The sequence below is a fragment of the Lentzea sp. genome, assembly GCF_036380075.1.
In the GTDB taxonomy this organism is placed as follows: Bacteria; Actinomycetota; Actinomycetes; order Mycobacteriales; family Pseudonocardiaceae; genus Lentzea.
Genome location: NZ_DASVFL010000106.1, coordinates 36,500 through 60,575 on the forward strand (window position 1 = coordinate 36,500; position 24,076 = coordinate 60,575).

Annotated in this window: 23 protein-coding genes and 2 riboswitches; of the genes, 8 read left to right on the forward strand and 15 right to left on the reverse strand. The window is 69.5% G+C overall.

Annotation, left to right across the window (positions count from 1 at the left end; translation table 11 throughout):
- Positions 1 to 72 precede the first annotated feature (72 nt).
- Together VF330_RS13375 and VF330_RS13380 are read right to left on the reverse strand one after the other, a co-directional pair.
- Complete coding sequence (locus VF330_RS13375; RefSeq protein ID WP_330851883.1) at positions 73 to 900, reverse strand: hypothetical protein; 828 nt, start codon at positions 898 to 900, stop codon at positions 73 to 75.
- Complete coding sequence (locus tag VF330_RS13380; protein ID WP_330851884.1) at positions 897 to 1,394, reverse strand: SigE family RNA polymerase sigma factor; 498 nt, start codon at positions 1,392 to 1,394, stop codon at positions 897 to 899. Before VF330_RS13380 ends, VF330_RS13375 begins: the two co-directional genes overlap by 4 nt.
- A gap of 87 nt (positions 1,395 to 1,481) precedes the next feature.
- Between VF330_RS13380 and VF330_RS13385 the strand changes: the two genes are divergently transcribed.
- The 4 genes from VF330_RS13385 (at position 1,482) to VF330_RS13400 (ending at position 5,216) form a co-directional block, all read left to right on the forward strand.
- Positions 1,482 to 2,666, forward strand: a complete 1,185-nt coding sequence (locus VF330_RS13385) for a metallophosphoesterase (protein WP_330851885.1) — start codon at positions 1,482 to 1,484, stop codon at positions 2,664 to 2,666.
- Between the two features lie 108 nt (positions 2,667 to 2,774).
- Positions 2,775 to 3,941, forward strand: a complete 1,167-nt coding sequence (locus tag VF330_RS13390) for a type III PLP-dependent enzyme (protein ID WP_330851886.1) — start codon at positions 2,775 to 2,777, stop codon at positions 3,939 to 3,941.
- Positions 3,942 to 3,975: 34 nt separating this feature from the next.
- Positions 3,976 to 4,371, forward strand: a complete 396-nt coding sequence (gene speD / locus VF330_RS13395) for an adenosylmethionine decarboxylase (protein WP_030476957.1) — start codon at positions 3,976 to 3,978, stop codon at positions 4,369 to 4,371.
- A gap of 29 nt (positions 4,372 to 4,400) precedes the next feature.
- Entirely contained in the window at positions 4,401 to 5,216 is an 816-nt protein-coding gene (locus VF330_RS13400; RefSeq protein ID WP_330851904.1) for a spermidine synthase, read from the forward strand.
- A gap of 73 nt (positions 5,217 to 5,289) precedes the next feature.
- Here the strand turns inward: VF330_RS13400 and VF330_RS13405 are convergent, their stop codons facing one another.
- From VF330_RS13405 to VF330_RS13415, 3 genes are all read right to left on the reverse strand, one after another.
- Positions 5,290 to 7,338, reverse strand: coding sequence for a S9 family peptidase (locus VF330_RS13405; RefSeq protein ID WP_330851887.1), 2,049 nt, complete (start codon positions 7,336 to 7,338; stop codon positions 5,290 to 5,292).
- 96 nt (positions 7,339 to 7,434) lie between these two features.
- Complete coding sequence (locus VF330_RS13410) at positions 7,435 to 8,205, reverse strand: DUF1295 domain-containing protein (RefSeq protein ID WP_330851888.1); 771 nt, start codon at positions 8,203 to 8,205, stop codon at positions 7,435 to 7,437.
- The gene (locus VF330_RS13415) at positions 8,202 to 9,455 is read right to left on the reverse strand and encodes a cyclopropane-fatty-acyl-phospholipid synthase family protein (protein ID WP_330851889.1); all 1,254 of its coding nucleotides are present in this window, start codon (positions 9,453 to 9,455) and stop codon (positions 8,202 to 8,204) included. Before VF330_RS13415 ends, VF330_RS13410 begins: the two co-directional genes overlap by 4 nt.
- Positions 9,456 to 9,582: 127 nt before the next feature.
- On the opposite strand from VF330_RS13415, the gene VF330_RS13420 reads away from it, so the two are divergent.
- A complete protein-coding gene (locus VF330_RS13420; protein ID WP_330851890.1) occupies positions 9,583 to 10,257 on the forward strand; it encodes a hypothetical protein in 675 nt (224 codons plus the stop codon).
- 370 nt (positions 10,258 to 10,627) lie between these two features.
- Here the strand turns inward: VF330_RS13420 and glyA are convergent, their stop codons facing one another.
- The 8 genes from glyA to VF330_RS13460 all read right to left on the reverse strand — a co-directional run bounded on the left by glyA (position 10,628) and on the right by VF330_RS13460 (position 17,656).
- Complete coding sequence (gene glyA / locus VF330_RS13425) at positions 10,628 to 11,893, reverse strand: serine hydroxymethyltransferase (protein ID WP_330851891.1); 1,266 nt, start codon at positions 11,891 to 11,893, stop codon at positions 10,628 to 10,630.
- A gap of 13 nt (positions 11,894 to 11,906) precedes the next feature.
- Positions 11,907 to 13,001, reverse strand: coding sequence for a glycine cleavage system aminomethyltransferase GcvT (gcvT, locus tag VF330_RS13430; RefSeq protein ID WP_330851892.1), 1,095 nt, complete (start codon positions 12,999 to 13,001; stop codon positions 11,907 to 11,909).
- Between the two features lie 99 nt (positions 13,002 to 13,100).
- Positions 13,101 to 13,188: riboswitch (glycine riboswitch) on the reverse strand.
- A 1-nt stretch (position 13,189) separates the two neighbouring features.
- Positions 13,190 to 13,295: riboswitch (glycine riboswitch) on the reverse strand.
- Between the two features lie 45 nt (positions 13,296 to 13,340).
- Positions 13,341 to 13,643 (reverse strand): DUF3817 domain-containing protein, encoded by a 303-nt coding sequence (locus VF330_RS13435; RefSeq protein WP_191302747.1) that lies wholly within the window; start codon positions 13,641 to 13,643, stop codon positions 13,341 to 13,343.
- A 14-nt stretch (positions 13,644 to 13,657) separates the two neighbouring features.
- A complete protein-coding gene (locus VF330_RS13440) occupies positions 13,658 to 14,041 on the reverse strand; it encodes a hypothetical protein (RefSeq protein WP_330851893.1) in 384 nt (127 codons plus the stop codon).
- A gap of 171 nt (positions 14,042 to 14,212) precedes the next feature.
- Positions 14,213 to 14,707, reverse strand: coding sequence for a helix-turn-helix transcriptional regulator (locus VF330_RS13445; RefSeq protein ID WP_330851894.1), 495 nt, complete (start codon positions 14,705 to 14,707; stop codon positions 14,213 to 14,215).
- Between the two features lie 164 nt (positions 14,708 to 14,871).
- Entirely contained in the window at positions 14,872 to 15,051 is a 180-nt protein-coding gene (locus VF330_RS13450) for a hypothetical protein (protein ID WP_414675373.1), read from the reverse strand.
- A gap of 335 nt (positions 15,052 to 15,386) precedes the next feature.
- Positions 15,387 to 16,523, reverse strand: a complete 1,137-nt coding sequence (locus VF330_RS13455; protein WP_330851896.1) for a CaiB/BaiF CoA-transferase family protein — start codon at positions 16,521 to 16,523, stop codon at positions 15,387 to 15,389.
- Complete coding sequence (locus tag VF330_RS13460) at positions 16,520 to 17,656, reverse strand: acyl-CoA dehydrogenase family protein (RefSeq protein ID WP_330851897.1); 1,137 nt, start codon at positions 17,654 to 17,656, stop codon at positions 16,520 to 16,522. The genes VF330_RS13455 and VF330_RS13460 overlap by 4 nt, the downstream gene beginning before the upstream one ends.
- A gap of 106 nt (positions 17,657 to 17,762) precedes the next feature.
- Here VF330_RS13460 and VF330_RS13465 point away from each other — a divergent pair, with 106 nt between their 5' ends.
- From VF330_RS13465 to VF330_RS13475, 3 genes are read left to right on the forward strand one after another with little or no spacing between them, the layout of a single operon-like run.
- Positions 17,763 to 18,197, forward strand: coding sequence for a GNAT family N-acetyltransferase (locus VF330_RS13465; protein ID WP_330851898.1), 435 nt, complete (start codon positions 17,763 to 17,765; stop codon positions 18,195 to 18,197).
- Between the two features lie 56 nt (positions 18,198 to 18,253).
- Positions 18,254 to 19,456 (forward strand): acetyl-CoA C-acetyltransferase, encoded by a 1,203-nt coding sequence (locus tag VF330_RS13470; RefSeq protein WP_330851899.1) that lies wholly within the window; start codon positions 18,254 to 18,256, stop codon positions 19,454 to 19,456.
- 3 nt (positions 19,457 to 19,459) lie between these two features.
- Complete coding sequence (locus VF330_RS13475) at positions 19,460 to 21,487, forward strand: 3-hydroxyacyl-CoA dehydrogenase NAD-binding domain-containing protein (protein ID WP_330851900.1); 2,028 nt, start codon at positions 19,460 to 19,462, stop codon at positions 21,485 to 21,487.
- On the opposite strand, the gene VF330_RS13480 is transcribed toward VF330_RS13475, so the two are convergent.
- Both VF330_RS13480 and VF330_RS13485 read right to left on the reverse strand, forming a co-directional pair.
- On the reverse strand, positions 21,484 to 22,434 hold the full coding sequence (locus tag VF330_RS13480) for an AraC family transcriptional regulator (protein ID WP_330851901.1): 951 nt from the start codon (positions 22,432 to 22,434) through the stop codon (positions 21,484 to 21,486). The two genes, VF330_RS13475 and VF330_RS13480, sit on opposite strands and share 4 nt — an antisense overlap.
- 218 nt (positions 22,435 to 22,652) lie before the next feature.
- Complete coding sequence (locus VF330_RS13485) at positions 22,653 to 23,189, reverse strand: DM13 domain-containing protein (RefSeq protein WP_330851902.1); 537 nt, start codon at positions 23,187 to 23,189, stop codon at positions 22,653 to 22,655.
- Positions 23,190 to 24,076: the final 887 nt, after the last annotated feature.

Sequence of the window (24,076 nt, forward strand, 5' to 3'; positions counted from 1 at the left end):
GGCAAAACACCCGACAGGACGAACGGGAGAGGGCGGTCACGGAAGTGACCGCCCTCGGTGTGCTGACCGGGCTCAGCCGCCCAGCAGGAACTTCGGATCAGCCGCCAGCGCCGCGAGGTCCGGCGTGAAGAACGGCTGCGCGCCCAGCGACGGGTACCCGCTGTGGGCGTACTCCTCCTCCTGCTGGACCGTCACGGCCCAGCCGTTGGCCGCCCGGTAGGACGCCCAGGTGCTCGCGGGCCCGACGCCCGAGGCGGCCGCCGTCCCGACCTGCTTCCCCCCGATGTCGTAGGTCTTGCAGCCGGAGCCGAGGGAGCCGTCCTTGGCCAGTGCGACCAGCGCACACGCGTCGGCCGGGCCCTGCGCGTCCGGCGTGGAGACGCGCACCGTCAACCGGCCGACCCCGTCACCCCTGCGCACCGGCACGTACGCCGTGTACTCCCAGACCTCCGGCGTCTCGCCCTGGTCGGAGACGACCTGGGCCTGGGCGCGGAGCATGCCGCCGTGCATGGCCGGGTCCTTGTAGTCCAGGACCGGCGTGTCGAACCCCGCCGGCACGGACGCCTTCACCAGCTCCAGCAGCTGCGTGGCGCGGTCCGCCTGCGACCCGTTGGTCGCCGTGCGGTCGGTCTGCCCGTCCGGCCACCCGCCGGTGCCGGCGCTGCTGCTCGGGCCCGCGCCCATGCCCAGCTCCCGCGTCCCACCGGGATCGGTCGTGAACGCCGACCCGAGGCCGACGCCGACCACGAGCACCGCCACCGCCGCGCCGGTGATGGACGCCCGCCGCTGCGACCGGGCCCTGTGCGCCCTGCCGAGCGCGGCGCCCGGATCCATCGGGGGCGGCGGGCTGCTCGCCACCACCACGTCCTGAAAAGCGTTCTTGAGGTCCTGTTCGTTCATCGAACCCTCTCCTGCTGTGAGAGCAGGCCGCGCAGCGTCTGCAGCCCCCGCGCGGCCTGGCTCTTGACTGTTCCTTCCGAACACCTGAGGACGGCGGCCGTCTGCTCGACGGACATGTCCTCCCAGTACCGCAGGACGAGGCACGCACGCTGCTTCGGAGGCACCTTCGCCAGCGCCTCCAGCAACACCATCCGTTCCTCCGGGTGGACCCCTGGCGGAGCGGCCGAGTCGGTGACGTCGTCCGTGGCCGACTCGAACCTGAACCAGCCGCGCCGCCGCTCGGACAGGAACGTCCTCACCAGGACCTGCCTGGTGTAGGCGTCCAGCGCCTCGTGCCGCTCGATCCTGCGCCAAGCCAGGTACAGCTTGGTGAAGGCCTGCTGCACGAGGTCCTCCGCGCGATGCCAGTCGCCGCACAGCAGGTATGCCGTGCCGCGCATGACGTCGGAACGTGCCGCGAAGTACTCCTGGAACGCGGCGTCCCGATCACTCATCAGGTATCCCCCTTCTGCGGTGCCGCGTTAGTCACGCCACCAGGGGCCTGGCGGGTTGCACGCACTTCCGAATCGCATACTGGTGTCGTGATTTTCTTCTTGCTCCTCGGTGTCCCGGTCGCGCTGGGCCATCTGTACCTGTGGCGGCGGCTGGTCGTGGACACGACGCGGCCGCGCACGGCAGGACGGCGCATCGGCACCGTGGCGATCATCGCGGCGTTCCTGGTGCTGACGAGCGCTCTGGTCGTGTCGCGCAGCGTGTCGCCGGAGCAGGCCAAGTTCGTCGCCTGGCCGGGGTTCGTGTGGCTGGCCGTGCTGTTCTACCTGGCCATCGCGCTGGGCATCGCGGAGATTCCGCGCCGGGTCCTGCTCAGGCGCGCCACGGCCGCGCCCGTGCCCGTCGGCGCCGGTCCCGACCCGGTCGAACCGGTCGAGGTCGTGCCGGACCCGTCCCGCCGGCTGTTCATCGCGCGGTCGGTCGCGATCGGCTCGGGCGTCGCGGCGGGCGGCGTGGTCGGCTACGGCATGACGCAGGCGCTGGGCGACCCGAAGCTGCTCAACGTCCCGGTGACGCTGGACAAGCTGCGGACGTCGCTGTCCGGTTTCCGGATCGCGGTCGTGAGCGACATCCACCTCGGGCCGCTGCTGGGGCGCTCGCACACCGAGCGGATCGTGCGGATGATCAACGAGCAGGAGGCCGACCTCGTCGCGATCGTCGGCGACCTGGTCGACGGCACCGTCGCCGAGCTGGGTGAGGCCGCGTCCCCGTTGCGGGACCTGGTGTCCGAGCACGGCAGCTTCTTCGTGACCGGCAACCACGAGTACTTCTCCGGGCACGAGCAGTGGATCGCGGAGCTCGACCGGCTCGGCGTGAACCCGTTGCGCAACGAGGGGTTGACGGTCGCGGGCGGCATCGAGCTCGTCGGCGTGAACGACGTCACGGGCAAGTCGTACGGCGACGGGCCGGACTTCGACCGCGCGTTCGCCGGGCGGAACCGGGACAACCCGGTCGTTCTGCTGGCGCACCAGCCCGTGCAGGTGGCCGACGCGTCTTCACGCGGTGTCGGCCTCCAGTTGTCCGGTCATACGCACGGCGGCCAGATGGTGCCGTTCAACTTCGTCGTGCCGGTGCAGCAACCCAGCGTCGCGGGGCTGTCGAAGGTGGACGACACGTGGCTGTACGTCAGTCGTGGCGCGGGTTTCTGGGGTCCGCCGGTGCGCGTGGGCGCGCCTCCGGACATCACGGTGATCGAGCTGCGATCTGCCGGTTAAATCACACTCGGCCCCACGGGATTGCGCGTTTGCGGTGTCGAGGCCGTAGAGTGGACGGCCGTGCCCGCGTGCGGAACGCGAGGCGGATGAAGGGGGACCCCTGGGGAAATGACCGAGAGCTTCGCCGTCGACCGGCGCACCGAGGCAGAGGCTCGTATTCGGCGTTTCCTGGACCAGGAGAACCCGTCGACACCGTGTCTGGTGATCGACCTCGAGACGATTCGCGCGCGCTACCAGGCAATTCGCGCCGCGATGCCGTCCGTCGACATCTTCTACGCCGTCAAGTCCAACCCCGAGTCCGACGTGGTCGGCACGCTGGCCGAACAGGGTTCGCACTTCGACGTGGCATCGCCCGCGGAGATCGACCTGTGCCTGGCCCGCGGTGCCGCGCCGTCGTCGATCTCCTACAGCAACCCCATCAAGAAGGCCGCCGACATCGCCTACGCGCACTCGCGCGGCGTGCGGATGTTCGTGTCCGACAGCGAGCAGGACGTCCGGTTCGTCGCCGAGCACGCGCCCGGTTCGTCCGTGCTCGTGCGGATTCTTGTCCACAGCAAGGGTTCCACGTACCCGTTCGGCAACAAGTTCGGTTGCGATCCGGAGATGGCGACGGATCTCTTGCGGCTGGCCCACTCGCTGGGCCTCGTTCCTCTCGGTGTCGCGTTCCACGCGGGCTCGCAACAACTGTCCGTGGAGGGCTGGGACTCCGGCATCGCGGACGCGGCCCTGATCGCGGCGAAGCTGCGCGCGGAGGGCATCGAGACCACGACGGTGAACCTCGGCGGCGGCCTTCCCGCCGTGTACCAGGCTTCCACTCCCCCGCTCGACGCTTTCGCCTCCGCCATCGACGCCTCGATCGCGCGGCACTTCGGTGCCGTGCGCCCGCGGGTGATGATCGAACCGGGCCGCGCGATCTCCGCGGAGGCCGGGATGATCCGCTCGTCCGTCGTGCTCGTGTCGCGGAAGTCCTATTCGGACGAACGTCGGTGGGTGTACATCGACATCGGCCGCTACCAAGGCCTCGCCGAGACCGAGGGCGAGGCGATCGCGTACCGGCTGCGCACGTCGCGCGACGGCGGCGAGACGGGCCCGATCGTGCTGGCCGGTCCGACGTGCGACGCGGACGACGTGATCTACCAGCACACGCGCTACGACCTGCCGCTCGACCTGAGGGCGGGCGACCACGTGGACATCCTCCACGCCGGCGCCTACACCTCCTCCTATTCGTCCGTGTGCTTCAACGGCTTCCCGCCGCTGGCCACGTACTGCGTCTGAGTTCGTCCGCAATTCACATAGTTTGGAGTGATTGATGTCCGAAGCGCCCTGTCAGACCGAGGAGACCGTCGGTTTGTTCGCGGGACAGCACGTACTTGCAGAGCTCTCGGGTGTGAGTGCCGATCTGCTCGACGACGAGCAGTTCCTGAAGCACGCCCTTGGTGAGGTTCTCACGCAGGCCGACGCAACCGTGCTGGAGGTGATCTCCAAGAAGTTCGATCCCCAAGGAGTCACCGTGCTGGCCCTGCTGTCGGAATCCCATGCGTCGATCCACACCTATCCCGAAGTGGGATCGGTGTTCGTCGACGTGTTCACCTGCGGTACTCGTGCGAAACCCGCGCTGGCCGTCCAGCTACTCGCTGACGCACTGGGCGCCGCTCACGTGAGCACGGACCTCGTCACTCGTGGCGTCAAGGAGCATGTCGCGTGAACACGATCAACGAGCCGCTCGCCGAGGGCATGACCCGCCACTGGCGCGTGGACGAGGTGCTGGTCGACACCAAGACCGACTTCCAGCACCTGGTGATCGCCCGCACGGCCCAGGGACTGTCGTTGTTCTGCGACAACGACCGGCAGTCGACGGAGTTCAGCCAGCTGACCTACCACGAGGCCCTGATGGTGCCGGCGCTGCTGCTGGCCGACACCGTCGAGCGCGTGCTGGTCATCGGTTCTTCCGAGGGTGTCGTGTGCCAGATGGCCGTGCAGCACGGCGCGTCGGTGGTCGACCACATCGACATCGACGAGCAGGCCGTGAAGCTGTGCGCCGAGCACCTGCCGTACGGCTACACGCTGGAGGAGCTGGCCGCCGCCGAGAAGGGTGACGGCCCGATCCGAGTCCAGTACATCGACGGGTTCGAGTACATCCGCACGACGTCGGAGAAGTACGACATCGTGCTGGTGGACCTGCCCGACGAGCGCGAGGAGGAAGCGCAGCACAACCGCCTGTACGGCGCGGACTTCCTGCGCATGTGCAAGGCGCTGCTGCGTCCCGGCGGTGTCGTCGTGAACCAGTCCGGCTGCCAGACCATGTGGCGCAACACCACGCTGATCCGCTCGTGGCAGCGGTTCAACGAGGTGTTCGACACCGTCGCGTACTACGGCTCGGACGAGCACGAGTGGGCGTACCTGTTCGGCCGCGCGGACGTGGTCGAGGACCCGACCGCGCTGATGGTCGAGCGGTTGAAGACGGCCGGGTACCAGCCGGAGTCGATCGACGACCTGGCGTTGCTGGGCAACAGCATCCCGCCCTACCGGGTGCGCCAGTCGCTGGCCTGAGCCGGGTTCTGACCGAGCAAGGGGCGCCTTCCTCCGGGAAGGCGCCCCTTGTCGCGTTCAGCCGGTTCCCGGCTCAGCCCAGCGACTGCTTGAGGAAGTCGACCTGGAGCAGCAACAGGTTCTCGGCGACCTGTTCCTGCGGGGTCATGTGCGTGACGCCCGAGAGCGGCAGCACGGTGTGGGGGCGGCCGGCGGCGAGCAGCGCGCTGGACAGGCGCAGGGAGTGCGCGGCCACCACGTTGTCGTCGGCCAGGCCGTGGATGATCATCAACGGGCGGGCGAGCTTGTCCGCGTCGGCGATCAGCGAGTTCGAGTCGTACACCTCGGGCTTCTCGGCGGGGTCGCCCAGGTAGCGCTCGGTGTAGTGGGTGTCGTAGAGGCGCCAGTCGGTGACCGGGGCGCCCGCGATGCCCGCGTGGAAGACGTCGGGGCGGCGCAGGACGGCCAACGCCGCCAGGTAGCCGCCGTAGGACCAGCCGCGGATCGCGACCCTCGTGAGGTCGAGGTCCGGCTCGACGGCCGCGGCGGCCTGGAGGGCGTCGACCTGGTCCTCGAGGGTGGCGCCGGCGAAGTCGAACGCGATCGCGCGCTCCCAGGCCAGACCCCGGCCCGGGGTGCCCCTGCCGTCGACGACCAGCACCGCGAACCCCTGGTCCGCCAGCCACTGCGAGGTCAGGTAGATGTTCTGCGCCGACACGACCCGCTGCGCGTGCGGGCCGCCGTACGGGTCCATCAGCACCGGCAGCTTGGTGCCCGGCACGTGACCGGACGGCAGCAGCAGGGCGGCGCGGATCGACCGCTCGCCCAGCGTCAGCAGGCGCGGGGCCGCCTTGATCATCGGGGTGTCGGCGTACGACTCGACCACGTGGTCGCCGACGACGACCCTCGTGCCGTACCTGTCCACAGTGGCCGAAAGCAGCACAACCGTGTCACCGCCCCGAACGGCGGAGTGCACACCGTCCTCAGTGGACAGCTTCTCGACCTGGGTGCCGACCGAGTAGACGTGCGTCTGCGTCGGGTCGTCCTCCGACGCGCCGACGAGGATCGAGTCGTCGGCGATGTGGAGCACGCGGCGCACCTGCAGGCCGCGGGTGAGCACGTCGTCGCCCACCTTCAGCGCGTACTCGTCGCCCTCGCCCACGATCCGCACGAGGCGGCCGTCCGGGGTCCACGCCGGCGCGCCGTCGGTGACCTCCAGCCACGTCGGGTCGGTCTCGACGGCGACCTCGGTGACGACGCCGGTCTCGGGCGCGAGCGAGTAGATCGTGCGGGTGCGCTGGTCACGCGTCTGCGTGGTGATGAGCGGGGCGCCACCGGACGACCAGTGCACGTCGTTGAGGTAGTCGAACTCCAGCAGCACCGGCACGAAGGTGCCGTCCAGCGACACGACGTGCAGCGACACGGTGGCGTTGGGCGTGCCCGCGGACGGGTAGGCGATCTCGGTGGCGACCGTGCCGGGGTTGGCAGGGTCGGCGATGTACCAGCGCTGCACCTCGGCGTTGTCGACGCGCGCGGCGAGCAGGCGCTGACCGCCCGGCTCCCACCAGTAGCCGCGGTAGCGCGACATCTCCTCGGCCGCGATGAACTCGGCGAGGCCGAACGTCACGTCCTCGCCGTCCGGTTCGGCGACGGCGCGGTCGTCACCGGAGTCCAGCTCCACGACTCGCAACGTGCCGCGCGTGACGTAGGCCACGCGCTGACCGGTCGGGTCGACGCGCGGGTCGATGACGCCGCCGTCGGTCGGCAGCTCGCGCACGGCACCGCCGACGAGGTCGGCCACGAACAGCCGCCCGGACAACGCGAACGAGGCGACGTTCGCGTCCGCCGACAGCGCGTACCCGACCAGGCCGGCGCCGGACTCGCGGGTGCGCTCGCGGCGCGCCTTCTCCTCCGCCGGCAGGTCCTCCGACTCGGTCAGCAGCGCCGCCGGATCGGCGAGCAGCCTCTCGACACCGGTGGCCGTGTTCAGCTCCCACAGCCCGTTCGCACGGCTCGTGGCCGTCGCCGGGCGCAGGAAGAAGACACGTGCCCCGTCCGCGGACACCGAGAAGGTCCTCGGTGCGCCGACGGTGAACCGCTGGGTGCGCGCGTGTTGGCGCGGGAAGGAGATGTCGTTGCCCACACACCAACACTAACCCGCCCGCGCCCGCCGAACGGACGCTGTGACGTGCGCGTCCTTGCCCGGTTCAGCTCACCGGCGGCACACCCGAACGCGCGGTCAGCCGACGAGCTTCTTCGGCGGCAGCGGGACGAACCCGCTCGTGCGCCGCACGTAGTCGGCGTAGCCGGGCCTGCGCGACACGATGTCCTTCTCCAGCAACGGCTTGCCGGTGCCCTTCGCCAGCAGCAACGTCATGACGACCGGGCCGACGACGGTGAGCGCGGCGAGCCACGAGTGCACCGCGAACAGGTACAGGCCCCACCACACGACGGCGTCGCCGAAGTAGTTCGGGTGCCTCGTGTAGCGCCACAGCCCGCGGTCTATGACGGCGCCCTTGTTCGCGGGGTCCGCCCGGAACCGCGACAGCTGCCAGTCGCCGACGGCCTCGAAGGTGAAGCCGACCACCCACAGGACGGCGCCGATCCAGTCCAGCACCCCGAACGGGGCCGAGAGGTGACCGGCGGCCTGCACCGGCAGCGACACGACCCACATGATCACGGCCTGGGTCAGGTAGACCCGGTACATCCGCAGGCGCGGGTTTCCCTTGGCGCGCTTCAGGATGTCCTGGTAGCGCGGGTCCTCGTCCTTGGTCCGGTTGCGCAGGTGGATGTGCACGCCCAGGCGCACGCCCCAGATCACCGTCAGCGCCGCGACGAGCCACTTCCTGGTCGGGTCGCCGTCCGCCAAAAGCAGCGTGACCACGGCGATGACCGCGAACCCGGGACCCCACACGGAGTCGATCAGGTCGTACCGCTTGCGCGCGTCCGCGTACAGGAACAGGCCGCTGAGCAGCGCGACCACGACGACGAAGCTGACCAGAAAGCTCATCGGGCCACCAGCTCACGACGCACGCGGGGCATGCCGCTGCGCCCGTTCTCGCTCCGGCGCACGGCCAGGATCTGGTCCACGCCCATCCGTCCCTCCTCGAACGTCAACGCGCCACCCGCGAGGTAGAGCCGCCACACCCGCGCCTGTCCCTCGCCGACCAGGGCGACGACCTCGTCCCAGCGTTCCTCCAGGGTGTCGGCCCACGCCCGCACAGTCCAGACGTAGTGCTCGCGCAACGCGTGCACGTCCCGGATCTCCAGGCCGGCCGACTCCAGGAAGCCCGTCGTCTGCGAGACCGGCCGCATGTGCATGTCCGGCGCGACGTACGACTCGATGAACGCACCACCGCCGGGCGCGTTCCGGCCGCGCGACATCTGCTGGAGCAGCAACCGGCCCTCCGGCTTGAGCAGCCGGTGCAGCGTCGAGGCGTACTCGGGGTAGTTGCTCTCGCCGACGTGCTCGCCCATCTCGATCGTGGAGATCGCGTCGAACGGCTCGTCCCGCACCTCGCGGTAGTCCTGCAACCGCACCTCGACGCGCCCCTGCAGCCCTTCGGCCTCGATGCGCCCGAGGATGTGCGCGCGCTGCTGGGCGGAGATCGTCACGCCGGTCGCGTGCACGCCGTAGTGCTTCGCGGCGTGGATGATCATCGACCCCCACCCGCACCCGACGTCGAGCAGCCGCATCCCCGGCCGCAGGTCGAGCTTGCGGCACACGAGGTCGAGCTTGTTGTGCTGCGCCTGCTCCAGCGACTCGTCGTCCGACGTGAAGTAGGCGCACGAGTACGCCATGCTCGGGTCGAGAACGAGCTGGTAGAAGTCGTTGCTCAGGTCGTAGTGGTGCGAGATGGCATCACGGTCACGACTCTTGGTGTGCAGCGCCCCGCTCAGCCGCGCCTCTTCCTTGGGCGCGTCCGGGTTCGGCCCCAGCACCTTCAACCGCAACGCGAGCCGCGCGACCTCCGAGATCTTCGGCCGCCGGGTCACCCCGCGGCGCACGAGCCCCCAGATCTGCGACAACCCCTCGGCGAGGTCTCCTTCCACGTCGAGCTCACCGCTCACGTACGCGCGCGCGAGCCCCAGCTCGTTCGGACTCCACACGAGCCGCCGGAGCGCGTCCCTCGACCGGATGACGAGCACGGTCCCGTCCTGCGGCCCGGCCACACTTCCGTCCCACGCCCGAATCCCGATCGGCAGGGGCGAACCCAGCACCCGTTCGGCCACTCCTGCCAGCTGACCAGCGACGACCACCCTGCACCTCCCGCATGACCTGACTCCCCCGGACGTTCGGGACAGCAAGAGGTTCGGTTCGTTTCTGAACCGAGACGCAACCCCGCCCGTATGGCCTGGATAGAGCGAACGGATGGACAAGGAGGACATGAGTGTGATCCGACGTAACCGCATTGCCATCGGGCTCGCCGCGGGACTGGCAGTTGTGCTGGGTCTGGGTGTCTGGAGCGCCACGGGAAGTGGCACGAACTCCAAGCCGGTGGCACAGACCGAAACCGACCTGGGCGTCCTCGGTGACTACGGCGACGTGGGTCAGCCCCCGGTACTCCAGGAGCCCGCTCAGGCGCCCGAGACCCCTGTTCAGCAGCAGGCACCGGAAACCCCCGCAGCGCAACCCGCAGCACAGCCCCCGGCCGCGGCCCCGGTCAGCTCGTTGAGGCTGGTCGGCAAGACGGTCGACAAGATGGGCCAGGTCATCCAGGACGGCGACGGCCGCACGATGTACCGCTTCGACAAGGACACCCCGAAGCCGGAAGGCAAGTCGAACTGCAACGACAAGTGCGCGGTCACGTGGCCGCCGCTGCTGTCGGACACCGTCCCGCAGCTCGAGGGCGTCGACTCGAAGCTGGTCTCGCTGATCACCCGCGCGGACGGCAAGAAGCAGGTGGCGGTCGACGGCTGGCCCCTGTACGCCTACTCCCTCGACCCGGGCCCGGGCACCTGGAAGGGCCAGGGCGTCGGCGGCACCTGGTACGTGATCCAGCCCAACGGCAAGCGCAACGTCGAGTGCCTCCCGCCCGGCGTGACGGCACCGGCGGCGTAGCCCCCAGATCCCGTTAGGACGGTCCATCTGAGACACGCAACACCCTGACACGTGCAACCCCGGCCCTGGGGAAGGGGCCGGGGTTCCCGTCGTTTCGCTCCAGGGACCAGAAAGGGCGCCACCAGACGGTGGCGCCCTTTCTGCACAAGTAGCAATGCCAAGGCGAGCCACGCGAAGCCGAAGGCGAGCCGTCCGCGATGCCGAAGGCGAGCCCAAGCGATGGCGCAGCCGAGCAGTCCCGAGCAAAGCGAGGCGCAACAAACAACGCAACAGCAAGCCGCCCAACGCAATAGGCGTGCCATCAACCCACAAGCGGCGCTGGACGGGCTCCTTTGGGAGTGCCGGGGGTGTGGGGGCGGAGCCCCCACGATCAGAGCGTCGAGTACAACGGGTGCTTGGCCGCCAGCACCTCAACCCGAGCCCGCAACTCCTCCACAGCAGCCCCGGGCTTCAACGCCTCAGCGATCACATCAGCAACCTCGACGAAGTCCACCTCACCGAACCCGCGAGTGGCCAACGCCGGCGTACCGATCCGCAACCCGGACGTCACCATGGGCGGCCGAGGGTCATTGGGAACCGCATTCCGGTTCACCGTGATCCCGATCTGGTGCAGCACGTCCTCAGCCTGCTTCCCGTCCAACTCGGACGAGACCAGGTCGACCAGCACCAGGTGCACATCCGTGCCGCCAGTCAGAACCTTGACCCCGGCAGCAGCAACGTCACCCTGAGACAACCGGTCGGCCAGGATCCGGGCCCCCTCCAACGTCCGCCGCTGCCGATCAGCGAACTCGGGCGAGGCCGCGTGCTTGAACGCCACGGCCTTGGCCGCGATCACGTGCTCCAGCGGCCCGCCCTGCTGCCCGGGGAACACCGCCGAGTTGATCTTCTTGGCGATGTCCGCGTCGTTGGACAGGATCACGCCGCCACGAGGCCCGCCGAGGGTCTTGTGCGTCGTGGTCGTGGTGACGTGCGCGTGCGGCACGGGCGACGGGTGCAGTCCGGCGGCGACGAGGCCGGCGAAGTGCGCCATGTCCACCATCAGGTAGGCGTCGACCGAGTCCGCGATGCGGCGGAACTCGGCGAAGTCCAGCTGGCGCGGGTAGGCCGACCAGCCGGCGACGATCAGCTTCGGGCGGTGCTCGGTGGCCAGGCGCTCGACCTCGGCCATGTCGACCAGGCCGTCGGAGTCGGCGACGTGGTACGGCACGACGTTGTACAGCTTGCCGGAGAAGTTGATCCGCATGCCGTGGGTCAGGTGGCCGCCGTGCGCCAGGTCGAGCCCGAGGATCGTGTCGCCGGGCTGCAGCAGGGCGAACATCGCGGCCGCGTTGGCCTGCGCGCCCGAGTGCGGCTGGACGTTGGCGAAGCCGGCGCCGAAGAGCGCCTTGATGCGCTCGATGGCCAGGCGTTCGACGACGTCCACGTGCTCGCAGCCGCCGTAGTAGCGGCGGCCGGGGTAGCCCTCGGCGTACTTGTTGGTCAGCACCGAACCCTGGGCCTGCAGGACCGAGACGGGCGTGAAGTTCTCGGAGGCGATCATCTCGAGGGTGCCCTGCTGGCGCGCCAGCTCGGCGGCAACGGCCTCGGCGACCTCGGGGTCGTACTCCGCGAGGGAGGCGTTGAACTGCTCGGACATCTGGAAGATCTCCCTACTTGGCGCGCTTGTAGAACGGAAGTGCGACGACCTCGACCGGCTGCTTCTTGCCGCGGACGTCCACCAGCAGAGGGGTGCCCGGCTCGGAGCTCGCGCGGGACACGTAGGCCATGGCGACGGAGTAGCCGAGGGTCGGGGACAACGCGCCCGACGTCACCTCGCCCACGACCTCGTCACCGTTGAGCACCGCGTAGCCGTGGCGCGGCGCGCGGCGCTCGGGGGTCTTCAGGCCGACCAGGACCGAGTCCACACCGGACTCCGAGACCTTCGCCAACGCGTCGCGGCCCACGAAGTCGCCCGGCTTGTCGAGCTTCACGACCCGGCCCAGGCCGGCGTGGTAGGGCGTCAGCGACGTCGTCAGCTCGTTGCCGTACAACGGCATCCCGGCCTCGAGGCGCAACGTGTCGCGGCAGCCGAGCCCGCACGGCTTGAGCTCGTGCGCCTCGCCCGCGGACAGCAGCGCCGCCCACACGGCGGACGCGTCGGCGGGCGCCACGAAGAGCTCGAAGCCCTCTTCACCGGTGTAGCCGGTGCGGGCCAGCAGGGCGGGGACGCCCGCGACGGTCGACGGGTACGAGGCGTAGTACTTGACCGTCGACAGGTCGGTGTCGGTCAGGCCCGACAGGATCTCGACGGACTTCGGGCCCTGGATCGCGATCAGCGCGTAGTCCGTCGAGGAGTCCGTCACGACGGTGTCGAACCCGGCCGCGCGCTCGACCAGGGCGTCCGCGACCACCGCGGCGTTGGAGGCGTTCGCGACGACCATGAACTCCTCGTCGCCCAGGCGGTAGACGATGAGGTCGTCGACCACGCCGCCGTCGGCCTGCGTGATCATCGTGTAGCGCGCCTTGCCGACGGCGAGCGCGGAGATGTGGCCGACCAGCGCGAAGTCGAGCGCCTCGCCGGCCTGCGGTCCGGTCAGGACGATCTCACCCATGTGCGTGAGGTCGAACAGGCCCGCGGACGTGCGCACCGCGTGGTGCTCCGCGAGCTCGCTCGAGTAGCGCAGCGGCATCCGCCAGCCCGCGAAGTCGGTGAACATCGCGCCGAGCTGCTCGTGCTCGGCGTTCAGAGGCGTGAGGCGGGACATCAGAACGCTCCTCCAGGGTGCGCCGAAGAGCCGGACGTGGCCGGCTGAGGCAGCAGAAGAATGACACGGTCCATCGGAGACTCCTCGTCTGAGAGAGCCTCCCCCTCTGTCATGAGCCTGAGAGCTTCGCCGCGCGGAACGCGACTTGCACCGTGGGCGAGGCCGATGGGCCTGCTTTCCAGAGTTGCCTTCGTCGTGCGGTAGGGGTACCTGAGAGATTCCGGGGAGGAGTTGCTCCTTCGGTGCCCGCTGTCCGGCAGATCGGGGACAGGGGGACTCTCCCGCGCGACATCGACGGCCGTGTTCAGTTGTCAGCCCCAGACGCTAGCAGGCCAAACGTCACAACGGCACGCCCTGCGCGGTCTTCTCGACCACTTTGCGCTCCGCCCAGAACGACAGGAACGGGATCGTCCCGGCGAGCAGCACGAGTGCGGTGCCCTTGATGGACCAGCGCAGCTTCAGCGCGAGGTCGACGGAAAGCACCAGGTAGATGGCGTAGAGGAAGCCGTGGATCGGGCCCACGACCTTCATCGCCCCGCCCATGTCCGCGGCGTACTTGAGCACCATCGCCACGACCAGGAGCAGCAGGAAGACACCGACCACGTAAGCCATGACCCGGAACCGGGTCAACGCACCCTTCATCTGCCCGCCTTCGCTCAACGACCGTCCCGCGCGTTGAGGTCCGCGAGCATGCGGTTGTAGGCCGCGAGCTCCGCGTCTTCGTCGTCGTCGAAGTGCTCGACAGGCGCGGGTTTGACGGCGTCAACGGTAGTCACCGGCCGGGGAGCGGGTGCAACCGGCTCCGGTGCGGAGAGAGCCCCGTCACGGTTCTGGCGCGCCAGGCGGCGGAACCGCCACACCATGAAGAGGGGGAAGAGGCCGAAGAGCGGCCACTGGAGCACGTACCCGAGGTTCTGGAACGTGCCGCTGGCGGACTCGAAGCGCTGCCACTGCCAGTACGCGAGCCCGCAACACAGGACCAGCGCCGCCAGACAGGCGAACGCGATCAACAAGCGTTGGGGAGTAAGGAGGCCGCGCACGACCTCCACACTACTTGGGTGAGGCCTCCTGATGGAGGCCACCCTGTGGGGGTCCGGGGGCTCGCCCCCGGCTGGGGCGTGGGGGCTTGGCCCCCTCAAAAACACGCGGAACGATCTCGGTGAGCGCGTTCCGCGAACATGGGGCCCCGATCGTGGAGCCCCCGTTCCTTCCTACGCCACGCCGTCCCGGCGCTGCCTCTGCAGACGTGCGACGCACCAGGCCGCGGCGGAGCCACGACGAAGGTGCTGGAGAACCGTCATCGGTCCCAGGCGCCTCCCGAGGTCGGCAGGAGTCAGGCCGGCAGCGCGGTAGTCGAGCGCGCGCTGGTCCAACGGGCTGATGCCCGCGTCCCACCACTGCTCGGCCTCGCTGACGTCACCGACGAGCTGCCAGTAGCTCGCTGCGGCGGCGAGCAACGCCTCGGGTGCCTCCGGCGCCCGCTTGCGCATCGCGGCCACGTAGGCCGGATCCGCCGAGTCGACCTTGACCAAGCCACGCGACCCGCTCCGTGCGGCACCCCGCTGCACGGGGATGCCTGGCGCCGAGGGGGGAGCCTCAGCGAGCCACGCGTTCTTGATCCGGTTCACCTCCTGCATCTCTGCGTCATCAGACCGTTCAGCCGCCCACTGCTTCAAGAGCTCGTGGACCCCGGAGTCCTCGACCATCCATGCCTCCTCGTCGGTCGGGGATCGGCCATTGCAGCGGAAGGTATTCGGTAGGTCTGACAATCACCAGACCCTGAATCCTCAGAACACCCGTTACCAGTGCGTGATTGGCCGCATTCCACCCGTCCGGCTCAACGCGAACGGTCGTACGTGACCGTGCGTCACTAGCGGATCGGGGTCGCCGCGCCGAACAGGCTCCTGATGAACGTGATGATCGACTCCGCGCCCTGCCGCAGCCAGCCGAGGACCTGCTGGACCGCCGAGGCGGACTGCTCGGGCTGGGTGATCAGGAGGAACAGCACCAGCGCGACGCCCGCCAGCACTAGCACCTTCTTGAGGTTCACAGGTACCTCTCCGTCCATGTCGCTCACAGCTGAGGCGGCGGACCGCCGTGTCACCCGATATGCTCCCTCATTCACCCGTGCGATGAACAACGACCACGCCCAACCGGGGCGAGGTTCCACCAGCGGCACACGCCTGCACTGCGCCCGATGTCACCCGAATGGCGGCTAAAGAGGTCTCTGCGCAGCGCCGATGTCCTGGGCACGAGGTGAACACGGACTCCCTCGCATCCCACAGCTTGGACGAAGACTGGTGCACCGGGCCTCACCCGGATGCCGAACCTCCGGCATCACGCTCAGTCACGCCGTCGTGGCGCAATAAATGCGCCACCGACCATTCATCCAATTACTCCGGACCGACGCAGTTCCATAATTTCGTCCTCCGCCACACCCATGTCCGCGAGCACTTCCCCGGTGTTCGCCCCGGTCTCGACCGGAGGGGTCGGAACCGCGGTGGGCGTGCGGTCGAACCGGGGGGCCGGCGCCGGGTGCACCGCGCCGGAGACGTCCACGAACGTGTCGCGCGCCGCGTTGTGCGGGTGCCGCGCCGCCTCGTCCGGGGCCAGCACCGGCGCCAGGCAGGCGTCCGTGTCCCGCGCGAGGTCCGCCCACTCGTCCCGCGTCTTGGTCTTCACCGCCGCCGCGATGCGTTCCCGCAGCTCGGGCCATTGCGCCGGGTCGTTGCGCGAGGGCGCGTCCTCCAGGCCCAGCACGCGCACGAGGTCGGCGTAGAACTTCTCCTCCAGCGCGCCCACGGCCACGAACCGGCCGTCCGCGGCCTCGTAGACGTCGTAGAACGGCACGCCGCCGTCGAGCATGTTCTCGCCGCGCCCGCCGGACCACATGCCCGCGGACTTCATCCCGTGCAGGAACGTCGTCAGCAGCGCGGCGCCGTCGACCATGGCCGCGTCCACGACCTGACCACGTCCGGAGCGTTCCCGTTCATACAGCGCCGCGAGCACGCCGAGGGCCAGCAGCAGCCCTCCCCCGCCGAAGTCGCCGAGCAGGTTGATCGGGAACGACGGCGGTCCGCCGGCCCGTCCGAGCGGCTCCAGCGCGCCCGCGACGGCGATGTAGTTGATGTCGTGCCCGGCCCGGTCGGCCAGCGGCCCGTCCTGGCCCCACCCGGTCATGCGCCCGTAGACGAGGCGCGGATTGCGGGCCAGGCACTGCGCCGGGCCGATGCCCAGCCGTTCGGTGACACCCGGCCGGAAGCCCTCCACCAGCACGTCCGAGCGTTCGACCAGCCGCAGGACCAGCTCCGAGCCCTCGGGCCTGCGGGTGTCGACCGCGATCGAGCGCCGGTTGCGGCCCAGGAAGTCGCCGGAGACCGTCGAGCGGCTCCCCGGCTTGTGCACCTGGACCACGTCGGCGCCGAGGTCGGCGAGCACCATGCAGGCGAACGGCGCGGGCGCGAGGCCCGCGAGCTCGACGACCTTCAGACCTGCGAGAGGACCGCTCCCGGAAGAAGTCACAGGGACCTCGCGATGATTTCCTTCATGATCTCGTTCGTGCCCCCGTAGATCCGCTGCACGCGGGCGTCGGACCAGGCACGCGCGATCGGGTACTCGGTCATGTAGCCGTAGCCGCCGAACAGCTGCACGCACTCGTCGACGACCCTGGTCAGCCGGTCGGTGGCCCACCACTTCGCCATCGCCGCGGTCGGCACGTCCAGCTCGCCACGCAGGTGCTTCTCGACGCACTCGTCGATGAAGGCCCTGGTCACGGCCGCCTCGGTGGCGCACTCGGCGATCTTGAAGCGGGTGTTCTGGAACTTGATGAGCTCCTTGCCGAACGCCTGGCGCTCCTTGACGTACCTCAGCGTCAGGTCGACGGCGGCCTCGATGCCCGCGATCGAGCAGACACCGATGATCAGGCGTTCCTGCGGCAGCTGCTGCATGAGCTGGACGAACCCCTGGCCCTCCTGCTCGCCGAGGAGGTTCGCCGCCGGCACGCGCACGTCGTCGAAGAACAGCTCGGCGGTGTCCTGGCCCTTCATGCCGACCTTGTCGAGCACGCGGCCGCGCCGGATGTCCTTCTCCACCACGAGCAGCGAGATGCCCATGGCGCCCTGGGACGGGTCGGTCTTGGCGACCACGATGACGAGGTCCGCGTGCACGCCGTTGGTGATGAAGGTCTTCGAGCCGTTGATGACGTACTCGTCTCCCTCGCGGACCGCCTTCGTGCGGATTCCCTGGAGGTCGGAGCCCGCGCCGGGTTCGGTCATCGCGATGGCGCCGACGTACTCGCCGGACGCGAGCTTGGGCAGCCAGCGCCGCTTCTGCTCCTCGGTGCCGTAGGAGTTGACGTAGTGGGCGACGATGCCGCTGTGGACGCTGTTGCCCCACGAGCTGTCGCCGGCGCGCGCCTGTTCCTCCAGCAGCACGGCCTCGTGCGCGAACGTGCCGCCACCGCCGCCGTACTCCTCGGGGATGCTCAGGCACAGCAGCCCGAGCTCGCCCGCCTTGGTCCACAGCTCCCGGTCGACCTGCTTCTGCTCGGCGAAGCGTTCGACGTTCGGCGTGACCTCCTTCTCGAAGAACGTGCGCGCGAGCTGGCGCAACTGGTCCAGGTCGCTGTCCATCCACCGCGATCGACGCTCTGCCATGCGGTCCACGAAACCACCGGCCGGTGATCCACGCCATGACCGGCGCGCGTCGCCGTCGCCCGAAAAACTGAGCGAAATCGCCACCCCGTCGGCCAGACTCACCGGTATGGAGATCCATCAGGTCGAGCCGGACGAGTGGCGGCTGTGGCGCGACATCCGCCTGGAGGCGCTGTCCAGCGACCCCGAGGAGTTCGGGTCGACGCTGGCGGTCGAGCGGGAGTACGGCGAGGCCGAGTGGCGTGACCGGGCCGCCGAGGGCCTGAAGGTCGTCGCGCTCGACCGGGAGCCCGTGGCGCTGGTCGCGGCCACCGCCAAACCCGAGGGCCTCTACCTCTACTCGATGTGGGTGCGCGACTCGCACCGCGGTCGCGGCATCGGGGAAGCGCTGGTCAGGGCCGTGCTGGAGTGGGCGGCCGGGGAGGGCTGGAAGATCGTCACGCTGCGGGTCTGGGTGGACAACCTGCCCGCGCGCCGGCTTTACAAGCGGCTCGGGTTCGTGCAGGCGGAAGACCCCGAGTACATGGAGTGCCGGCTGAGCTAATCGGTCACCCTCCACGGTCATGGCCAGGCCGGGAGGCCGGGCTTAGCGTGGGTGGCATGAGCGAAGCCTTGATCTTCGACGCGGTGCGCACGCCGCGCGGCAAGGGCAAGCGCGGGTCGCTGCACAGCGTGCGGCCCGTCGAGCTGGCCGCCGGGGTGCTGCGCGCGCTGTCCGAACGCAACTCCCTCGACACCTCCGCGGTGGACGACGTCGTGTTCGGCGTCGTGTCACCGCTCGGCGAGCAGGGCGGCGACATCGCCCGCACGGCCGTGCTCGCCGCCGGGTGGGACCAGCGCCCCGCGGGCGTGCAGCTCAACCGGTTCTGCGCGTCCGGCCTGGAGTCGGTGAACCTCGCCGCGGCGAAGGTCGCGTCCGGGTTCGAGGACCTCGTGGTGGCCGGTGGCGTCGAGTCGATGTCGCGCGTGCCGATGGGCTCCGACGGCGGCGCGTGGGCGATCGACCCTTCGACGAACTTCGACCTGTCGTTCGTGCCGCAGGGCGTGTCGGCCGACCTGATCGCGACGCTCGAGGGCCACTCCCGCACCGACGTCGACGCGTGGGCCGCCCGGTCGCACGCCCGCGCGTTCGAGGCGCAGAAGAACGGCTGGTTCGAGCGGTCCGTCGTGCCGGTCGTCGACCAGAACGGCACGGTGGTGCTCAAGGAGGACGAGACGATCCGTCCCGACTCCACCGTCGAGTCGCTCGGCAAGCTGAAGCCCAGCTTCCAGTTCCACGGCGACCTCGGCTACGACACGGTGGCGATCGACCGATACCCCACCGTCGAGCGCATCACCCACGTCCACACGCCGGGCAACTCGTCGCAGATCGTCGACGGCGCCGCGGCCATGCTGATCGGCTCCGCCGCGGCCGGCAAGGCGCTGGGCCTGACCCCGCGCGCCCGGATCGTGTCCGTCGCCGTCGTGGGCACCGAGCCGACGATCATGCTCACCGGTCCGGCGCCGTCCGCCCGCAAGGCGCTGGACAAGGCGGGCCTCTCGGTGGAGGACATCGACCTGTTCGAGGTCAACGAGGCGTTCTCGTCGGTCGTGCTGAAGTTCCTGCGGGACGTGGACGTCCCCGAGGACAAGGTCAACGTCAACGGCGGCGCGATCGCGCTCGGCCACCCGCTGGGCGCCACCGGCTGCATGATCCTCGGCACGCTGCTCGACGAGCTGGAGCGCCGGGACCTGCGTCGCGGCCTCGCCACGTTGTGCGTGGGCGGCGGCATGGGCATCGCGACGATCATCGAGAGGGTCTGAGGCATGCCGTTCCACTACGACAAGGACGCCGACGGCATCGTCACGCTGACGATGGACATGTCCGGCTCCGCCAACGTCATGAACGACGAGTACCGCGACCTGATGGGCGACGCCGTCACCAAGCTCGAGGGTGACGACATCACCGGCGTGGTCATCACGTCCGCCAAGAAGACCTTCTTCGCCGGTGGTGACCTGAACGTGCTCATCTCGATCACGCCGGAGAACGCCGCGAAGGCGCTGGACGGCGTCGAGGAGCTCAAGTCGCAGCTGCGGCGGCTGGAGAAGCTCGGCAAGCCGGTCGTGGCGGCCATCAACGGCACCGCGCTCGGTGGCGGCTTCGAGATCGCGCTGGCCTCGCACCGCCGGATCGTCCTGAACGACAACGGGATCCGCGTCGGCCTGCCCGAGGCGACGCTCGGTCTGCTGCCCGGCGGCGGTGGCGTCACGCGCATGGTGCGGCTGCTCGGCGTGCAGAAGGCGTTGCCGTTGCTCATGGAGGGCAAGCAGCTGCGCCCGGAACGCGCGCTGCAGGCCGGGATCGTCGACCAGCTCGTGGACACGCGCGAGGAGCTGATCTCCGAGGCCATCGCGTGGATCAAGGCGAACCCGGCGCCCACGCAGCCGTGGGACGTGCAGGGCGCGGGCGTGCCGGACCTGAAGTTCGGCGACCCGAACAGCTACGGCCTGCTCGCCGCGGCGCCCGCCGTGCTGAGCAAGAAGTCGCACGGCGCGTACCCGGCGCCGCAGAAGATCATGGCCACCGCGGTCGAGGGCGCCTACGTCGACTTCGACACCGCGCTGAAGATCGAGGGCCGCTACTTCCTGGAGCTGGCGTCCGGCCAGGTCGCCAAGAACATGATCACGGCGTTCTGGTTCAACCTCAACGAGGTCAACGGCCGCGCGTCGTCCGCGGGCAAGCGCGTGGCGAAGCTCGGTGTGCTCGGCGCGGGCATGATGGGCGCCGGAATCGCCGAGGTGTCCGCGAAGGCGGGCATCGAGGTGGTCCTGAAGGACGTGACCCTGGAGTCGGCCCAGAAGGGCGCACAGGGCCTGGACGGCATCACGCCGACCGACTCAGACGACGACCTCGCGGGCTGCGACCTGGTGATCGAGGCCGTGTTCGAGAACCGCGAGCTGAAGAACAAGGTCCTGCCCGCCGCGGAGTCCCACGCCCTGCCCGACGCGGTGATCGCGTCGAACACCTCGACGCTGCCGATCACCGGCCTCGCGTCGGCGGTGACGGCGCCGGAGCGGTTCATCGGCCTGCACTTCTTCTCGCCGGTGCCGAAGATGCGGCTCGTGGAGATCATCCGCGGCGAGAAGACGTCCGAGGAGACGCTCCAGCGCGCGCTGGACTACGTGCGGCAGATCGGGAAGACGCCGATCGTCGTCAACGACTCGCGCGGCTTCTACACCTCGCGGACGTTCGGCACGTACGTGATCGAGGCGATCACGATGCTGGCCGAGGGCGTGGCCCCGGCGCTGATCGAGAACGTCGCCAAGAAGTCCGGCATGGCCGTCGGCCCGCTGGCGGTCTCGGACGAGGTGACGCTGTCGCTGCAGCTGAAGATCCACGACCAGACGCTCGCCGACGACCCGTCGCTGGTGTCGGAGAGCGCCGCCTACGACCTGATCCGCGAGATGGTGTCGCTGGGCCGCAGCGGCAAGTCGACCGGCGCGGGCTTCTACGAGTACCCGGAGGGCGGCAGGAAGTTCCTCTGGCCGGAGCTCACCACCCGCTACGCGAAGGCCGACGCCGGGGTGTCCGAACAGGACGTCCGCGACCGGCTGCTGTTCGTGCAGGCGCTGGAGACGGTGCGGTGCCTGGACGAGGGCGTGCTGACGTCGGTGGCGGACGCGAACATCGGCTCGATCTTCGGGTTCGGCTTCGCGCCGTGGAGCGGCGGCACGCTGCAGTTCATCAACTCCTACGGCGTGCAGGCGTTCATCGAACGCGCCGACTACCTCGCCGACACGTACGGCGAGCGGTTCCGCCCGCCGACGTCCCTGCGGGAGCGCGACAAGTTCTAGGCGCGGTAGGAGCCGGGTGATGACCCGGTCCACCGCTTGAAGGCCCGGTGGAAGGCGCTCGCCTCGGAGAACCCGAGGCGCAGCGCCAGCTCCTCCACCGACTCCCCGCCGCGCACCAGCGACGCCACGGCCTGGTCGCGCAGCAGCTGTTCCCGCACCTCGCGGAACGACGTCCCCTCGGCCGCGAGCCTGCGCCGCAACGTCGGCGCCGACACTCCCAGCGCGGCCGCCACGGCCTCCAGCCCCGCCACCCCCCGCCCGAGCAGCCGCCGCACGTGCCCCGCCGTGTCGGCCCCGTGGTCGCGCCGCGACAGCAGCTCGGCCGGCGAGTGCCGCAGGAACCTCCGCAGCGCCGCCTCGTCCTGCACGACCGGCATGCGCAGGAACTTCGGGTCGAACGAGATCGAGGTGGCGGGCGCGCCGAACGTCAGCGGGCACCCGAAGATCAGGTGGTACTCGGCGGCGTGCGCGGGTTCGGGGTAGCCGAACTCGGCGCTGCGCAACGGGATGCGGCGACCGATCAGCCACGACGAGAACCGGTGCCACAGCACGAGCAGCGACTCGGTGAGGAAGTGGTCGGGGTCGCCGGGGATGTCGAGCGTGAACCGGCCGCCGTCGAGCGACAGGCGCAGCGGCTGCTCGAACAACGCGTAGAACGCCAGCCCGCGCCGCAGTGCGGACTCCAGGTCGGGGCAGTGCACGGCCAGCAGGCACATCATCGCGAACGTGCCGCGCTTGGACGGCCGCGGCCCGAAGCCCATGAACTCGTCGTCGAGCACTTCCCACAGCGTCTGGACGAACTTCGTGTACTGCGCGGGCGTGACCCGCGCCCGGTCGTCGGCGAGCAGGCTCGCGGGGATCCCCGCACCCCGCAGGACGGCATCCGGCTCCGGGCACGCGCGCAGCGCCGCGCGCACGTAGTGGATCGCCACCGTCCGGGAGTGCACGAACAACAGTAGAACGCCAACGGCGGTGGTGCGGCCCCGGGGAGAGCAGGAGCGGCACCACCGCCGTCGAGGGCCCACCCAGTGAGCCGTACTCCTCGCCGACGGGGCTTCCGCACGCCCATCGGCAAGGGACGATGTTGTGTTCGTTCACGTTAACGCTATGTGGTCTAGACCAGGAAAGTCAATAGTGCGAAGAGAGCACTCCCCGCCGTCATGTTTCAGGCTTGTTCCAGCGGGGCTACCGCAAAGCCCGCGGAGAACCTCTGACACCAGATGACAACACTCCGAATGATGGAAACATCGACGCCCGCGGGAATCTCGTAGACCTGGTCCCCGCGGTTGCCCTTCAACTTGCCGAGACTAGTGAAACCCTCGCCAAACGTTTTCTCCGGCGAGCCGGACGAGTGCGGCGACAGGTAAACGTACAGGTCAGGGCCATCACTGGTGTTCAAGGACGCGAACTGCACCGAATGCGCGCCACCCGGCAACCTGATCAGACTCGCCTTACCGGTCGTGGCGTGTTCGAGCGACCGCCACTCCCCTCCGGCGACCTCCTTCGGCGTTTCCGCGACAGGCGCCGGCGCACTGGCAGTAGTTGACTGAGTCGTCAACCGAGTGCTCGAAGTGGGCACGAGCAGCGCCTCGTTCGTTTCGCGGACCGTGAGCAGCCGCCAGGGCTGGAAGAGGTAGAGCCCGACCCCCAGCGCGACGACCAGGAAAACTGAGGCGGGAATCAGGAATCGACGACTGCGCATACCGAAAATACTGGCGCAAACCGGACCGAAAAGAGCTTACGGAGTTGTTAGGGCCACCCCAGCGACGACCGCCACGCCAGGAAGCCCAGCAGCCCCGTCACCCAGCCGAGCCGTTCACCTGCTCGGGTGACACTGCCGAACGTCACCGAACAGCAACAGCGCTGGTAGCGCCCCCTTCCACCACCCTTCAGCACCACCGACAAGTGACAGCGATCACTCAACCGAGCCCGCAAGGAAGCCGATAGGGCTTCAGGGCGAGCGTTCCCGGCCGTGGTTCAACCCAGTAGCCTGCCGGGGCGTGATCGCCCGACTTCACCCCGTGAGCATCTGAGGAGGACTGCTGTGCGCGCACTGTGGGCAGCAGGTGGTTCCGCCGTGCTCGGGTCCGCATTGCTGGGCGTGCTGGTGGGCATGGCGTTCCACGGCGTGAACACGGAAGATCCGCAAAGCAGACCCCCGGCCTCCACCTGGGTCACGTCCACGACCAGCACGACCCCGAGCCAGCCGGAGAGCCCACCACCTCCGAGCAGCACCCAGCAAAGCTCGAGCACCACCCCGGAAAGCACGACACCGGCCCCGAAGAAGACGACAACACCGCCAGCCGTGACGAACGAGCCCCCACCCCCAGCGGCCCCACCGGCAGCGGCAACGACGACAACCACAACTCCGTCAGGCTGGTCGTGCAGCCCTCTGAACCCGCTGCCCCCCGCCACGTGCAAGAACACGCAAAACGGCAGATAGCCACTAGATGCCGCAGGCGAGCCACGCAGCGAAGCCGCAGGCGAGCCGCTCGCGAAGCCGAAGGCGAGCCCTAGCGATGCCGCAGGCGAGCCGTCCCGAGCAAAGCGAGGCCGCGGTGGTGGCTCCCCCGTCTAGCGCTCCTCAGC

Coding starts and splice junctions, on each gene's coding strand:
- VF330_RS13375 (WP_330851883.1), bottom strand. CDS start 900: ATGAACGAACAGGACCTCAAGAACGCTTTTCAGGACGTGGTGGTGGCG.
- VF330_RS13380 (WP_330851884.1), bottom strand. CDS start 1,394: ATGAGTGATCGGGACGCCGCGTTCCAGGAGTACTTCGCGGCACGTTCC.
- VF330_RS13390 (WP_330851886.1), top strand. CDS start 2,775: ATGACCGAGAGCTTCGCCGTCGACCGGCGCACCGAGGCAGAGGCTCGT.
- speD (WP_030476957.1), top strand. CDS start 3,976: ATGTCCGAAGCGCCCTGTCAGACCGAGGAGACCGTCGGTTTGTTCGCG.
- VF330_RS13400 (WP_330851904.1), top strand. CDS start 4,401: ATGACCCGCCACTGGCGCGTGGACGAGGTGCTGGTCGACACCAAGACC.
- VF330_RS13410 (WP_330851888.1), bottom strand. CDS start 8,205: ATGAGCTTTCTGGTCAGCTTCGTCGTCGTGGTCGCGCTGCTCAGCGGC.
- VF330_RS13420 (WP_330851890.1), top strand. CDS start 9,583: ATGAGTGTGATCCGACGTAACCGCATTGCCATCGGGCTCGCCGCGGGA.
- glyA (WP_330851891.1), bottom strand. CDS start 11,893: ATGTCCGAGCAGTTCAACGCCTCCCTCGCGGAGTACGACCCCGAGGTC.
- gcvT (WP_330851892.1), bottom strand. CDS start 13,001: ATGTCCCGCCTCACGCCTCTGAACGCCGAGCACGAGCAGCTCGGCGCG.
- VF330_RS13435 (WP_191302747.1), bottom strand. CDS start 13,643: ATGAAGGGTGCGTTGACCCGGTTCCGGGTCATGGCTTACGTGGTCGGT.
- VF330_RS13445 (WP_330851894.1), bottom strand. CDS start 14,707: ATGGTCGAGGACTCCGGGGTCCACGAGCTCTTGAAGCAGTGGGCGGCT.
- VF330_RS13460 (WP_330851897.1), bottom strand. CDS start 17,656: ATGGCAGAGCGTCGATCGCGGTGGATGGACAGCGACCTGGACCAGTTG.
- VF330_RS13465 (WP_330851898.1), top strand. CDS start 17,763: ATGGAGATCCATCAGGTCGAGCCGGACGAGTGGCGGCTGTGGCGCGAC.
- VF330_RS13470 (WP_330851899.1), top strand. CDS start 18,254: ATGAGCGAAGCCTTGATCTTCGACGCGGTGCGCACGCCGCGCGGCAAG.
- VF330_RS13475 (WP_330851900.1), top strand. CDS start 19,460: ATGCCGTTCCACTACGACAAGGACGCCGACGGCATCGTCACGCTGACG.
- VF330_RS13485 (WP_330851902.1), bottom strand. CDS start 23,189: ATGCGCAGTCGTCGATTCCTGATTCCCGCCTCAGTTTTCCTGGTCGTC.